The organism is Aestuariivirga sp. (assembly GCF_965227715.1).
Classification (GTDB): domain Bacteria; phylum Pseudomonadota; class Alphaproteobacteria; order Rhizobiales; family Aestuariivirgaceae; genus Aestuariivirga.
The window spans coordinates 2,640,515-2,653,930 of sequence record NZ_OZ245771.1 but is presented as its reverse complement, the minus strand read 5'-3'; the positions used below and the strand labels follow the sequence as shown (position 1 = coordinate 2,653,930).

The 13,416-nt window shown below is 61.5% G+C and carries 12 protein-coding genes; 11 read left to right on the top strand and 1 reads right to left on the bottom strand.

Translation table 11 applies throughout. The features are described 5' to 3' along the window. Positions 1–106: 106 nt before the first annotated feature. Genes rfbC through rfbA form a run of 4 tightly spaced genes read left to right on the top strand, consistent with a single transcriptional unit; the run spans position 107 to position 3,436 of the window. Positions 107–667 carry a dTDP-4-dehydrorhamnose 3,5-epimerase gene (gene rfbC / locus ACO06F_RS12560; RefSeq protein ID WP_421693094.1) on the top strand — a complete coding sequence of 187 codons (561 nt, stop codon included), beginning with the start codon at positions 107–109 and terminating at the stop codon, positions 665–667. Then, positions 664–1,707 (top strand): dTDP-glucose 4,6-dehydratase, encoded by a 1,044-nt coding sequence (gene rfbB / locus ACO06F_RS12555; protein WP_421693093.1) that lies wholly within the window; start codon positions 664–666, stop codon positions 1,705–1,707. The genes rfbC and rfbB overlap by 4 nt, the downstream gene beginning before the upstream one ends. Beyond that, positions 1,704–2,564 carry a dTDP-4-dehydrorhamnose reductase gene (gene rfbD, locus ACO06F_RS12550; RefSeq protein ID WP_421693092.1) on the top strand — a complete coding sequence of 287 codons (861 nt, stop codon included), beginning with the start codon at positions 1,704–1,706 and terminating at the stop codon, positions 2,562–2,564. The genes rfbB and rfbD overlap by 4 nt, the downstream gene beginning before the upstream one ends. Continuing rightward, positions 2,561–3,436: a glucose-1-phosphate thymidylyltransferase RfbA gene (gene rfbA, locus ACO06F_RS12545; protein ID WP_421693091.1), complete on the top strand. Its 876-nt coding sequence runs from the start codon at positions 2,561–2,563 to the stop codon at positions 3,434–3,436. Before rfbD ends, rfbA begins: the two co-directional genes overlap by 4 nt. On the opposite strand, the gene ACO06F_RS12540 is transcribed toward rfbA, so the two are convergent. Then, the gene (locus ACO06F_RS12540; RefSeq protein WP_421693090.1) at positions 3,419–4,885 is read right to left on the bottom strand and encodes a CapA family protein; all 1,467 of its coding nucleotides are present in this window, start codon (positions 4,883–4,885) and stop codon (positions 3,419–3,421) included. The two genes, rfbA and ACO06F_RS12540, sit on opposite strands and share 18 nt — an antisense overlap. A 168-nt stretch (positions 4,886–5,053) precedes the next feature. Here ACO06F_RS12540 and ACO06F_RS12535 point away from each other — a divergent pair, with 168 nt between their 5' ends. From ACO06F_RS12535 to ACO06F_RS12505, 7 genes are all read left to right on the top strand, one after another. Further along, the gene (locus tag ACO06F_RS12535) at positions 5,054–6,031 is read left to right on the top strand and encodes a quinone oxidoreductase family protein (RefSeq protein WP_421693089.1); all 978 of its coding nucleotides are present in this window, start codon (positions 5,054–5,056) and stop codon (positions 6,029–6,031) included. A gap of 100 nt (positions 6,032–6,131) precedes the next feature. Continuing rightward, complete coding sequence (locus tag ACO06F_RS12530; protein WP_421693088.1) at positions 6,132–6,533, top strand: carboxymuconolactone decarboxylase family protein; 402 nt, start codon at positions 6,132–6,134, stop codon at positions 6,531–6,533. 81 nt (positions 6,534–6,614) lie between these two features. Continuing rightward, a complete protein-coding gene (locus ACO06F_RS12525) occupies positions 6,615–7,595 on the top strand; it encodes an ABC transporter permease (RefSeq protein ID WP_421693087.1) in 981 nt (326 codons plus the stop codon). 19 nt (positions 7,596–7,614) lie between these two features. Further along, entirely contained in the window at positions 7,615–8,646 is a 1,032-nt protein-coding gene (locus ACO06F_RS12520; RefSeq protein ID WP_421693086.1) for a sugar ABC transporter substrate-binding protein, read from the top strand. A gap of 70 nt (positions 8,647–8,716) precedes the next feature. After that, complete coding sequence (locus ACO06F_RS12515) at positions 8,717–10,840, top strand: ABC transporter permease (protein ID WP_421693085.1); 2,124 nt, start codon at positions 8,717–8,719, stop codon at positions 10,838–10,840. Further along, complete coding sequence (locus ACO06F_RS12510; protein WP_421693084.1) at positions 10,837–11,877, top strand: SMP-30/gluconolactonase/LRE family protein; 1,041 nt, start codon at positions 10,837–10,839, stop codon at positions 11,875–11,877. Before ACO06F_RS12515 ends, ACO06F_RS12510 begins: the two co-directional genes overlap by 4 nt. Next, positions 11,877–13,376 carry a sugar ABC transporter ATP-binding protein gene (locus ACO06F_RS12505; RefSeq protein WP_421693083.1) on the top strand — a complete coding sequence of 500 codons (1,500 nt, stop codon included), beginning with the start codon at positions 11,877–11,879 and terminating at the stop codon, positions 13,374–13,376. The genes ACO06F_RS12510 and ACO06F_RS12505 overlap by 1 nt, the downstream gene beginning before the upstream one ends. The last annotated feature ends 40 nt before the right edge of the window (positions 13,377–13,416 follow it).

Genomic DNA, 13,416 nt, shown 5'->3' with positions numbered 1-13,416 from the left:
CATTGTTTCAGCGGAGCGACGCAGCCTTGCAGAGAGGGACTTTGCAGCACGATGCCAGGGCCTTAAGTTCCGGAACCTGCCATGCACCAGCTTGAGAAGGATTTCAGTGAGAATTCAGCAGACAGAACTTCCGGGGCTCCTTCTGCTCACACCGCAGCGCTTTGGTGATGCCCGGGGCTACTTCGAAGAGACATGGAACAAGCGCGGGCTGTCCGCAGCCGGCCTTGAGGCTGAATTCGTGCAAGACAACCATTCTCTCTCGGTACGGGCCGGCACCCTGCGCGGACTTCACGCTCAGGCGCCCCCTCATGCGCAAGCGAAGCTCGTCCGCTGTACGCAGGGTGCGATCTATGATGTGGCGGTGGATGTCAGGCAGGGATCCCCCGGCTTCGGCCGCTGGACAGCGGCGGAACTCACGCCAGAGAACGGCCTCCAGCTTTTCCTTCCGGCGGGTTTCCTGCATGGCTACTTGACCCTGAGACCAGACACTCAAGTGCAATACAAATGCACGGCATACTATGAGCCTGCTGCGGATCTGGCGGTTCGCTGGGACAGTCTCGGGATCAGCTGGCCCCTTGCGGGCGCTCCGCAGCTTTCGGACAAGGATGCCGCTGCCGTGCCGTTCTCGTCGTTCAATTCTCCCTTTCTCTATGAAGGGGAGCCATGAAAATTCTTGTCACCGGGGGCGCGGGCTTTATCGGATCCGCCGTGGTGCGGCTCGCGGTGGCGCGCGGCCATGAGGTGGTGAACCTCGATGCCCTCACCTATGCTGCCTGTCTGAGCAATGTTTCGAATGTTGCCGCGTCTCCACGCTACCAGTTCGAACATGCGGACATCAGAGACGGGGACAGGTTGCACCGGATTTTCGCAAGCCATCGCCCCGATGCGGTGATACACCTCGCGGCCGAAAGCCACGTCGACCGCTCGATTGATGGTCCGGGCGCTTTCGTGGATACCAATGTCATGGGAACCTTCCGTCTGCTTGAGGCCGCACGGGAGTATTGGACAGCGTCCGGCAGACCCGATGGCTTCCGGTTCCACCATGTCTCGACGGATGAGGTTTTTGGGTCTCTGGGCACCGAAGGTCGCTTCACCGAGGATACGCCCTATGCGCCGCGAAGCCCCTATGCCGCATCGAAGGCGGGATCAGACCATCTCGTGCGGGCCTGGCATGAAACCTATGGCTTGCCTGTGGTGGTAAGCAACTGCTCCAACAATTATGGGCCCTATCAGTTTCCCGAAAAACTCATTCCCGTGGTGATCCTCAATGCGATCGCGGGCAAGCCCATTCCCGTCTATGGCCAGGGGACAAACATTCGCGACTGGCTTTATGTGGAGGACCACGCCGATGCCTTGCTGCTCGTGCTCGGCAAGGGGGCTGCGGGGCGAAGCTACAACATCGGCGGGGAGAGTGAGCGCCGCAACATTGATCTGGTGCTCACGATCTGCGCCGTTCTCGATGCCAGGCGGCCGAAAGCTGTGGGCTCATATGCGGATCAGATCGTCTTCGTTACAGACCGCCCCGGCCACGATGCACGCTATGCAATCAACGCGCGGCGCCTGCATGACGAGCTGGGCTGGAAGCCGAACGTGAGCTTGGAGGATGGCCTCGCCCGAACCGTGACATGGTATCTCGAGAATGAGCCCTGGTGGCGCGCCCTGGAAGACCGAAAGGGTGTCGGCCAACGGCTGGGCGTGACCGCGTGAAGCTGCTCGTGTTCGGCAAGACGGGTCAGGTCGCACGGGAGCTTGCGCGCGCCCCGCTGGCAGGGGACGAGGCGATGTTTCTCGGCCGCAGCGAAGCGGATCTGCGGGATGCCGCCGCCTGTGCCGCGATCGTGAACAACTCCGATGCTGATGCCGTGATAAATGCTGCGGCCTTCACGGCCGTCGACCGGGCCGAGACTGAAGAGGCCGAGGCCTTCCGAATCAATGCGGATGCGGCCGGCGCAATTGCGCGGGCCTGTGCGGCACGTGCCATACCGCTGCTCCACCTCTCTACCGATTATGTGTTCGATGGCGCGGGCAGTGACGCTTTCAGCCCCGATCATCCCAGAGCTCCGCTCAACGCCTATGGCCGTTCCAAGTGCCGGGGCGAAGATGCTGTGAGAGAGAGCGGTGCGCGCCACCTGATCCTGCGCACCAGCTGGATCTTCTCGGTTCACGGTCATAATTTTCTGAAAACCATGCTGCGCCTCGGCCGGAAACACGCCGTTCTCCGCATTGTATCGGACCAGCTGGGCGGGCCCACACCTGCGCCCGCCATTGCGGCTGCACTCCTTGCCGCCGCCAAGGCGATGTGCGGGGGCCACGCCGGGGGCACGCATCACTTTTCAGGGACACCCGATGTAAGCTGGGCCGCATTCGCGCGTGCCATCATGGACGAGGCAGGATTTTCTTGCCGGATTGAAGATATCGCCTCGGCGGATTATCCGGTGGCGGCGAGGCGTCCTCTCAATTCACGGCTCGATTGTTCGTCTCTTGAACAGGCCTTCGGCATTGCGCGCCCAGGCTGGCGCGACGCCCTTCATGACATGCTGCAGGAACTGGAGACCGGAAATTGAGGCGCAAAGGCATCATCCTCGCAGGGGGTTCCGGAACACGGCTCTGGCCCGTTACCATTGGGGTCTCGAAGCAATTGCTTCCGGTCTATGACAAGCCGATGATCTATTATCCCCTTTCGGTGCTGATGCTGGCAGGCATCCGCGAGATTGCGATCATCACGACGCCGGAAGACCAGTCGCATTTCATCCGGGCCCTTGGCGATGGCAGCCAGTGGGGCCTGTCCTTCACCTATATTGTTCAGCCCTCACCCGATGGGCTTGCACAGGCCTATTTGCTTGCCAGGGATTTCCTCTCGGGGGATGCCTCTGCGCTGATTCTGGGAGACAATATTTTCTTCGGCCACGGGCTTCCGGACGTTCTGGCGGCTGCAGGCGCACGCGACGCGGGGGGAACGGTGTTCGGCTATCACGTGGCGGATCCACAACGGTATGGAGTCGTTGATTTCGATCAAGAAGGCCAGGTGCAGGCCCTGGTCGAGAAGCCCGTTTCTCCCCCCTCCAACTATGCCGTGACAGGCCTCTACTTCCTGGATGGCCGGGCGCCCGAGCTCGCGGCCCGGATCAAGCCTTCGCCGCGGGGCGAGCTTGAAATTGTCGATCTGCTGGAGCTCTATCGCAGAGAGGGACAGCTGCACGTGGAGAAAATGGGCCGTGGCTTCGCCTGGCTCGACACCGGAACACATGCGAGCCTTCTGGATGCCGGCAATTTTGTCCGTACACTGACGGATCGCCAGGGCCTGCAGGCCGGCTCGCCTGACGAGATTGCCTATCATGCCGGGTGGATCGACGACGCCCAGCTTCTGGCCCGGACCGAATTGTTCCGCAAGAATGACTACGGAACCTATCTCCAGAGCCTAATCAAAAAACTTTAGCCCAAAGAGAGACTTCTGCCTGGGCTTTGCCGCCGCAGCCTGGGACTTTGGCAGTTTGCGGGGGACGATCTTCGCCACCGGCGGCACAACAGGCGGCGGTGCTGCAACAACCTCTTCACGCGGCGGTGGAGGCGGCTCGAAGCCGCAAGACGCGGGCAAAGTTCTGTCCACCAAAGGTGATGCTGCACGCGGGCCTGCGGCAGCCTTGCAGCGGGCAGAAAGCTCATCCCCGAATGCCGGCTGGTCTCCGAAGCAGGCGAGGCCTGCGCCATTGCCCGTTGTGTCGAACCGGACGGGTTGTACGCCCGCCTCCGCCACAGCAACATTCATGGCATTGACGATGGCGATCCGTTTCGATGCCTCGGCGGGTGGCATGGCTTCAGGCACTGCATGCATGCCGCGGACGGGCAAAAGCTCCAATGCGCGGATGACGGGTGCCTCACCCGGTGCGAGCCAGAGATAGGCCTTGGCATAGAGGCCGAAATCCCGGCAGCTGCCATAGCGGCTCATGTCCTGCGTGCCGGTGTGCATGAAATTGCCGAGCCCATAGAAAATGACACCGCCATTGCGGAATTCGACACCCGAGGGAACATGGCTGTGATGACCGAAGACGATTCCGGCGCGGTGCGAGTCGATCGCCGCACGAAGGCGTGCCCTGTCCCGCGCCAAGGGAAGGGACACGAGTTCCTTGCCATAGTGCACGGAGAGCACGCGAACGGAGGCTCCGCTTGCCGCGAGACCGGCGGCGACGCGATTGAAATCCTGCGGGCTCGCATAGAGCGGCTGGCCGGGACCATCGGGCCCGGCATGGTTGAAGCCGATGCCAATGGCGGCGATCCCGATGCGGATGCCGCGCAGATCGAAAACCCCAGGCTGATAACGGTCAGTCCCGATGCCCAGCCCGGCAAAGGCCTTGAGCCCCAGAGATTTGGCGGCCGCCAGATGCGCCAGCGTTTCCACAATCCCCAAGGCGCCGAAATCGCCCGCGTGGTTATTGGCGGCCGTCAGCACGGTGAAGCCCGCGGCAATGGTCTGGCGCAAGCCTTCCGGGTCCCCCATGAAATTGAAGGACTTCTCAATGGGCGTAAGTCCATGGTCTTCCGCAATCACCGTTTCGAGATTGGCGAAATTGGCATCGGCATTGAGAAGGGGTGAAATGCCTCCGGTAAAACGATCCCACGGAATGACGGCGCCATGCTTCACCGCCCCGTCAGTGCGGGGAACATCACCATGACCGGTAAAGCCGATGTCACCTGCGAAGCCCAGCACCAGGAGGTGGGCGGGAGGCGCCGGAAGGGTTTCTTCCACACTCGCGCGGGGCGGCAGGCTGCCAGTGACCAGGGCGTCGCTCGCCTCTGCCCCTCTGGTCAACGCAGCAGTCAGCATCGCCGCTGCGACAGCGGCCAATACCCGTCTCAACCCTCGCCTCACGCGTATGTCTTCATTCATCTGTTTTCTTCTAACTGATTCGATGGTCGCCGGAGTCAGGCTGTCCACAACAACGCGCCCCCCGTTGCTGGCATGCAGAAACTGCAGGGCTCAACTCGACGTCACGGGACCTATGCAATATGACATCCGCATCCGGAAGCGATCCGGACGGGCGTGGAGCTGGGCCATATGACGGATATTCACTATGCAATTGCGGCGGCGAGGCCGGGTGGGCCGGACGTGCTTCAGCAAACTGAGCTTTCACTTCCACCTCCCGCAGCAGGTGAGGTGCAGATCAGGCACCGCGCCATCGGCGTGAACTTCATCGATTGCTATTTCCGGTCCGGGCTCTACCCCTGGCCAGACCCGCAGCGCCTTGTTCCCGGGGCGGAGGCTGCGGGCGAAATCATCGCCGTGGGCCCAGGCGTAACGGCACTCCGGGAAGGGGACCGGGTTGCCTATACGCTGCCCAACAATGCCTATGCCAGTGCCCGCAACATTGCTGCGGCCCATGTGGTGATCCTGCCGGACGGCCTTTCCTTCGAAACCGCCGCCTCGGTCATGTTGAAGGGCCTGACCACGCGTTACCTGCTAAAGGACAGCTATCGCCTGCAAGCTGGCGAGCAGGTCCTCTTCCATGCCGCCGCAGGCGGTGTGGGCCTCCTTGCCGGGCAATGGATGCGGGTCATCGGCGTCGAACCCGTAGGCACCGCAGGCGGCCCCGCGAAATGTGATCTTGCCCTGTCAAATGGCTTCGCCACCATGATCGATTACCGCGAGCAGGACTTTCTTGAGGCGGCAAGGGCCCTGGTGCCGGAAGGCTTTCACGCCGTCTATGATTCCGTCGGCAAGGATACGCTGCTGAAATCCCTGAAATGTCTCCGGCTGCACGGCTCCCTGGTCAATTTCGGACAGTCCTCGGGGGCCGTCAGCGATTTTCGCATCGCGGATCTGGCGGCGGGCTCCTTCCACCTCACGCGGCCGGTGCTGTTTCATTTCACCAGCAACAGGCGCTGGCTCGAGAAGGCCTCGGAAGAACTGTTCGGCCTGATCCTGGACGGCCGCATTCGCGTGCAGACCCAGACGGCTCCGCTCACATCGGCAGCGCAGGTTCATGCCGATCTCGAAGGCCGGAAGACCACGGGTTCAACCGTTCTGATCCCGTGAGGTCTTCTCGAACAATTTTTCTAAGGTGACATTCGTCTCCGGGTTTGATGATGTCCCGCGCAAAGGCTCCAAGCCCCTGATGCCCGAAAGGATTCAAGCCATGTCCACCGTCAAGCTGATCGAGGATGCCGAGAAAGACCCGCGCGTGAAAGCCGTGTTCGACGATATCCGGACGACCCGCAAATCGGACTTCATCAACAACTTCTGGCTTTATCTCGCCTTCGATCCGCCGTTGCTGGAAGAGACTTGGGGAGGCGTCAAGGCCGTGATGGCCACGCCCTCAGCCCTCGATCCGCTCACCAAGGAGCTGATCTATATCGCGGTCTCGATCACCAATTCCTGCCGATACTGCGTGCATTCCCACACGGCGGCAGCCCGCGCCAAGGGCATGACCGATGAAATCTATGCCGATCTCCTGCGCGTGGTTGCCACCGCCGGCCGCACCAACCAGCTTCTCAACGGGTTGCAGGTACCAGTCGACAAGGCATTCGACCTCGAATGAAGATGAAGCCCGCGCAGCCTCGCTTGACGCTGGGAGCAGGCGTGCTGCAAGCTCACATGCCCGAACGGGGGAGGCAGCAGAATGTTGGGAGCTAGCGCACATGGCGCCTGGAGCCAGGAGCGCATCGTCCTGGCACTTGCCGTGGTGCTCTTCGTCATTTCAGGCATTGCGCTGCCAGGCTTTCTGGCCCCCGCGAACCTGATCTCGATCGTTCATTCCGTGTCGGTGCTGGGGCTACTTGCGGTGGCCATGGCGATCGTCATCATCGGCCGCGGTATCGATCTTTCGGCCGTGGCCATCATGGCCATGTCGGCCGCCTGGTATCTGCAGATGCTGAACGACGGCTGGAGCGAGTGGCAGGCCTTTGGAATTGCGGCGGCGGGCGTGCTCGCGATCGGCCTCGTCAACGGCTTCCTCGTCGCCTATGCCGATGTGCCCGCAATCTTCGCCACGCTGGCCAGCGGATCCTTCGTCTTTGGCTTCGTGCGTTCGCGGCTGATCACGCAGGATGCCGTGCCGGTGCCCGCCGGCCACTGGCTGGAGCAGCTTGGTGGCGTTCACCCCTTCGGAATCCCTGCGGAAGTCTTCGTCTTCGCGGGCGCTGCGTTCCTGGCCTATCTCTTCCTGCGCTTCACCAAATGGGGGCGCTACGTCTATTACATGGGTGACAATGCGATGGCGGCGCGCAACATGGGCATTCCAGTGCGGCCCATGAACCTGCTGCGCTATGTGATCTCCGCCTTCATTTCGCTGGGGGCTGGCCTTCTCACCGCGGCGAGCCTCCACTCCATGAACACCCGCATCGTGAATTCCACGCTGCTCTATGACATCATTCTCGTCGTGGTCATCGGCGGCATCGGGCTTTCGGGTGGCAAAGGCGGCATGCGCAACGTGATCGTCGGTGCCGTTCTGATCGGCATCATGAAGAATGCGATGACCATCCTCGACGTTCCCGACATCTACCAGAACCTCATCAAGGCGACGATTCTGCTCATCGCCATCGTCATCGACAGCCTTGTGAACCCGCGCGATGAGCAAACTGCCCAGCAGGGCGACATCTGACAAACAGGAGACGACACCGATGAAGCTCAAGACCTTGCTTGCCACACTCGCCACATCGGCGGTGCTGGCTTTCACAGCGCCCGTGATGCAGGCCATGGCAGATGATGATCCGGGCCCCGCGGCCTATGAAGCGGCCCTCAAGGGCAAGCGCGTGGCACTGGTTCCGCTGGCCATGGGCTTCGACCTCGCCCAGGGCTGGTCCGCCATTCTGAAGCGGGAAGTGGAGGCCTTTGGCGGCACTTTCGAAACGCGTGACCCAAACTGGTCGACCGAGGCCGGCGCACAGGCGATCACCGAACTGATCTCGTCCGACACCAAGCCCAATGTCCTCATCGTCATGGCGCCGGATCTGAACTCCTATTCCAAGCTGATGAAGAAAGCCCAGAAGGAGGGGATCTACGTCATCCTCATCGACAATCCGGCCAACTTCAAGGCCGACGCCTATGTCGGCGGCGACTGGACCAAGCTCGGCATGCTGGAAGCCGAGGCCGTGGTGAAGGGCTGCGGCGACAAGTCATCGAAAAAGATCGGCCTCGTCCAGGGAGACGAGGTGAACGCCACCAGCCTTTACCAATATGCCGGCATCATGAAGGCGCTGGAGCAGCACAAGGACTTCCAGGTGGTGGCCAAGCCCGATTCCAACTGGGATGCCACGACGTCACGGAATGTGACGGCCACCATGCTGCAGCAGAACCCGGACATCTGCGGCATCATCGACTTCTGGGACGGCGATGCAACGGGTGCTGCCGCAGCGATCCGCGATGCCGGCAAGCAGGACCAGATCTATCTGGTGACAACCGGCGGCGGCGAGGAAACCAACACCTGCGCCAATGTCTCGAACGGCACCTTTGACGCCGTCGTCTCGACCGAGCTCTACAATGAGAGCGAGGCGATGGTGGCGATGATCAAGTATCTGCTGCAGAGCGGCCAGCCCCCGGGCACCGCCTCGCCCTATATCTACACGCTGATGTCCACCGTGACGAAGGACAATCTGAACCCGCGGAGCTGCTGGAGCCTAAAGGGCCTGCAGGCCGCGGCGGAGGTCAAGTAACGCGCCGGAACGGGCGGCCCCTTCTTTCAGGGCCGCCCGTCCTCATCTTCCCTTGTCCCATGGATCACGCATGACCTTTCGCGAACGGCTGCAGGCCTGGCGCTACAATTACATCCCAGACCACATCATCGGCGAGATCCTGAGCAAGCGCTGGGCGGACAACGCCATTCCCTTCCTGGCGCTGGTGACGGTGATTGCCGTGTTTGGCACCGCCATCCCCGGCTTCTTCAGCCCGCTGTCCCTGCTTGAATCGACGCGCCAGCTGGGTGAGTTCGCAATCGTCGTGATGGGCCTCACCGTCGTCATGCTGGCGGGCGGTATCGATCTTTCGGTGGGCTCGATCTTCGCGCTGTCGGCTTTCGCGTCTGTCGCCACCTTCTTCATCTTCGATATGCCGGTGTGGGTGGCATTGCTGGCCGCACTGGCCACGGGCGGCCTGTTCGGCGCCGTAAACGGCTATCTCATCGGCTATATGCGGCTGCGCGCCTTCCTGACCACACTCGTAATGCTCGTGATCGGCCGCGCCATCTATGACATTCTGGTCGTCAACTTCGGTTCGATGATCCAGATGTCCGATGCGGCCTCCGATGTGTGGGACTTCATCGGCGATGGTGACATTCATGGCATCTCCATGCCGATTGCCGCGGCCATCATCATCGCCATTTTGTTTCACATCGCCCTCACCCGGTCACGTCCCGGCTGGCACATTCTGGCAGTGGGCGGCTCACGGAGATCGGCCCACAATTCCGGAATCAGGGTCCGCCGCACGGTGTTCCTGTCCTATGTGGTCTCAGGCCTGTGCTGTGGGCTTGCGGGCTTTCTCATTGCCTGCCGCCTCTCGGGCGCTGGGCCCGGAACTGGCCTCAACCAGGAGATCCTCGCCATCACGGCCGCCGTGGTTGGCGGCAATTCGCTGGGTGGCGGCAGAGGCTCGATTGCCAAGGCACTGATGGGGGCCGTGATCGTGCTGGTGATGAACAACGGCCTCATCCGGCTGGGTTATGGCACCGGCACCAACCAGATGGTGCTCGGCATCATGCTGGCGGCCGCCGTGATCCTGGATATCCGCTGGCTCAAGAACCGCCACAAGGTGCTGAACGAGCTTTACGTTGCGCCCATCTATCACCGCATGGGCGAAACACTCTCGGCCGAACCTGGCAGCGGCAGCCCCTTCGCGCTCAACAACAGGATTGCGAGCACGGAATATATCGGTCTCGGTGAACTCGAAGGACCAGAAGACGTCGTGCTGGACCGTGAGGACAATCTCTATTGCGGCACGCGCCATGGCGAGATCATCCGCTTCTTCGGGCCGGACTACAAACGCTCCGAAGTCTTCGCGCATACCGGCGGCTTTCCGCTGGGACTCGCCATTGATGCAGACGGCAACATCCTGTCCTGCATTGGCGCCATGGGACTCTATCTGATCACCCCCAAGGGCGAGGTGAAGCAGCTGTCGGCGGAAACCAGCCGTTCATACACCTCGATCGTCGATGATGCCCGTCTGCGGGACCCCAATGATCTCGACATTGCACCGGATGGCAAGATCTACTTCACCGACTCGACCACGCGTTATGATGCCCATGATTGGGTCATCGATTCGATCGAAAGCCGCCCCACGGGCCGCCTTCTTGTGTTCGACCCCCGAACCGGCCAAACCAAGACGCTTCTCGACAATTACCGCTACACCAACGGCGTGTGCATGGCCCATGACGGGAAGTCGCTGTTCTTCGCGGAAAGCTGGGCCTGCCGGGTGCACCGCTATTGGCTGGAAGGCCCCAAGGCCGGAACAGCGGAATGCGTGATCAAGGACATGCCGGGCTACCCGGACAACATCAACCGCGCGTCCGATGGGAATTACTGGATGGCGTGGCTCGGCATGCGGACCCCGAGCTTCGACCTTGCCCTGCGCAGCCCCGGTTTCCGCAAGCGCATGAGCCGCAGGCTTCCGCAGGATGAGTGGCTCTTCCCCAACATCAACACGGGCGGCGTCGTCAAATTCAATGAGCAGGGCGAAATCGTCGAAACGCTGGGAGACATGACAAGCCAGAGCCATCCGATGGTCACCTCCATGCGGGAACACAAGGGCTATCTCTATATCGGCGGCATCCTCAACAACCGGATCGGCCGGCTGAAGCTTGAGAACGCCGATCCGGAGTGGACCGGTCCCCGCTCATATTGGGGTGCGGCCTCATGATTTTCGATTCGATTTTCGACATCTTCCGGGGCAAGGCCGTTACCATTCCGCCGATGGACGGGGCCCTGAAACCCAACACTGCACTGGATGATGCGGAGGTCGTCACCGCTGCCCTGGCGCCTGATAATCTGGCCGTGCGGAATGGCGTGGCCCTCTATTCCAGCCATCGCGAAATCCGGGAGATCGGCGGCAGCCATCGCCTGGTGGAAAGCTGCCCTTCCGATGTTACGGCAATCGCCGTCGCAAAGGATGGGACCCTGGCGATCGGACTGGAGGACGGCACCCTGAAACTGGATGGCAGGCTAATCGAGGGTTTCAACTGCATCACCGCACTTTGCTTTCACGAGGGCTCCCTCTTCGTCACCAATGGCTCGGAACATGTGAGGCCTGGCCAATGGGTGAGCGACCTTATGCACCGCAATGCCTCAGGTACGCTCTGGCAGGTGGATGTGGCATCCGGCGAGCGCCGGAAACTGGCAGGCGGACTGGCCTTTGCCAATGGCGTTGCGGTGGATGCGGCCCAGAACCGGCTTATCGTCAGCGAGAGCTGGAAGCACCGTCTCTCTGCTGTTCCCATGCAAGGCGGCGGGGTGAGGGAGGTTCTCGGACGCCTCCCGGCCTATCCAGGCCGAATCACTGAAGGTGCAGGCGGATTTCTGCTCGCCCTCTTTGCGCCACTCAACCGTCTGGTGGAGTTTGTTCTGCAGGAGCCCCAGTATCGCGCCGACATGATGCGTGAGATTGACAGCCGCTACTGGATCGCTCCCACACTCTCGCCGCCACAAAGCTTTCTCGAGCCATTGCAGAATGGCGGCGTGCGCAGCATGGGTGTGCACAAGCCATGGTCGCCGGTCCGGTCCTATGGGCTGGTGGCCCGCCTGGATCGCATATGCCAGCCGGTCGACAGCTATCACAGCCGTGCCAATGGCCGCTTTCACGGCGTAACCTCGGCAATTGCCCATGAGGGTTCGATCCTGGCGGCATCCCGGGGCGGCAACCACATCGTGAAGCTCGTGATTGGCGGAGGAGCAAGCTGATGCAGCCCGTCATCGAGATGCGCAAGGTGACGAAGGCCTACCGCGGCGTTCCCGCCGTGAAGGACGTGGACTTCACCTTGAACAAGGGCGAGGTGCACGCGCTCCTCGGCGAAAACGGCGCTGGCAAATCCACCCTCACCAAGATCATGGCGGGCGTGGTGGAGGCAAGTGCAGGCGAGATGCTGCACAATGGTCAGAAGGTTACCTTTGCAAACCCGCATGAGGCCCTGCAGAACGGCATCGCCATGGTGTTTCAGGAAACGAGCCTCGTTCCATCCATGACGGTGGCGCAGAACATCTATCTCGGCGAAGAAAAATTCCTGAACCGCTTGCGCGGCATCTACATTGCCGCCCAGCAATTCCTGCAATCCCTGAATTTCAGTGTCGATCCGGTGGCACTCGTGTCCAGCCTGGGTGCCGCCAAGCAGCAGATGGTGGAGATTGCGCGCGCCGTTCACCACAGGGCAGACGTCATCATCTTCGACGAGCCGACGGCCACATTGACGCCCGAGGAAAAGCGCCATTTCTTCGCACTGATGCGGCGGCTGAAGGCGTCCGGCGTCTCCATCGTGTTCATCACCCATGCGCTCGAGGAAGCGTTGGCCCATGCCGACCGCATCTCCATTCTGCGTGACGGAGAATTGATCGAGACCGGCCCTGCAGCGGGCTTTGACCGCAATTCAGTGGTCCGCGCCATGGTGGGGCGCGCCTTGACCGGCGAGATCTACAATCGCCGCCGCGAAGCCGCGGACATCCGCAAGCGCGGACGCCAGATTCTCTCCGTGCGGGACGTTTCCATGGGCAGCATGGTGCGCAACAATTCCTTTTCGATCTTCGAAAGACAGATCACGGGCGTCTTCGGTCTCGTGGGCTCCGGCCGGACGGAAACATTCAAGATCGTCTCGGGCATCTACAAGCGCGATTTCCTGAGAGGCGGCGAGATCGAGTTTGAAGGCAGGCCCGTGCGCTACACTGTGCCGGTTCACGCCGTGCGGGACGGAATTGTCTATGTCACCGAGGACCGCAAGCTCGAAGGCTTCTTCGAGACCATGTCGATTGCCGAGAATTTCTATTCGGGCCCCCTGGCCGCCGGCCTCACCCGTTCGAGCATCGTCTCCTTCGCGGAAATGCGCGAGATCGCGGCGGACTGGTCGCTCAAGCTGGACGTGAAGGCGATCAACGGCAATGCCCGCGTGGTGGAGCTTTCCGGCGGCAATCAGCAGAAGGTGGTGATCGGCAAGGGTCTCGCCCAACGGCCGAAGCTTGTGATTTTCGACGAGCCAACACGCGGGGTGGATGTCGGTGCCATCGCCGAAATTCATCGCTTTATCAATCAGCTGGCGGATGAGGGACTGGCGGTGGTGGTGATTTCGAGCTACCTGCCCGAAGTGATGAATCTGTCTGACCGGATTCTGGTCTGCCGCCAGGGGCGCGTGGTTGAAGAGATTTCGCCGTTGGAGGCCTCGGAAGAAAAGATCATGTTCGCGGCCGTCCACTGAAACGAACAAATTCGCATCTGCTCTTGCGAAATACGAAGAA

What these genes read in the sequence shown, in the direction of transcription:
- rfbB (WP_421693093.1), top strand. Translation starts at nt 664, where the DNA reads ATGAAAATTCTTGTCACCGGGGGCGCGGGCTTTATCGGATCCGCCGTG.
- ACO06F_RS12540 (WP_421693090.1), bottom strand. Translation starts at nt 4,885, where the DNA reads ATGAATGAAGACATACGCGTGAGGCGAGGGTTGAGACGGGTATTGGCC.
- ACO06F_RS12535 (WP_421693089.1), top strand. Translation starts at nt 5,054, where the DNA reads ATGACGGATATTCACTATGCAATTGCGGCGGCGAGGCCGGGTGGGCCG.
- ACO06F_RS12530 (WP_421693088.1), top strand. Translation starts at nt 6,132, where the DNA reads ATGTCCACCGTCAAGCTGATCGAGGATGCCGAGAAAGACCCGCGCGTG.
- ACO06F_RS12525 (WP_421693087.1), top strand. Translation starts at nt 6,615, where the DNA reads ATGTTGGGAGCTAGCGCACATGGCGCCTGGAGCCAGGAGCGCATCGTC.
- ACO06F_RS12520 (WP_421693086.1), top strand. Translation starts at nt 7,615, where the DNA reads ATGAAGCTCAAGACCTTGCTTGCCACACTCGCCACATCGGCGGTGCTG.
- ACO06F_RS12515 (WP_421693085.1), top strand. Translation starts at nt 8,717, where the DNA reads ATGACCTTTCGCGAACGGCTGCAGGCCTGGCGCTACAATTACATCCCA.
- ACO06F_RS12510 (WP_421693084.1), top strand. Translation starts at nt 10,837, where the DNA reads ATGATTTTCGATTCGATTTTCGACATCTTCCGGGGCAAGGCCGTTACC.
- ACO06F_RS12505 (WP_421693083.1), top strand. Translation starts at nt 11,877, where the DNA reads ATGCAGCCCGTCATCGAGATGCGCAAGGTGACGAAGGCCTACCGCGGC.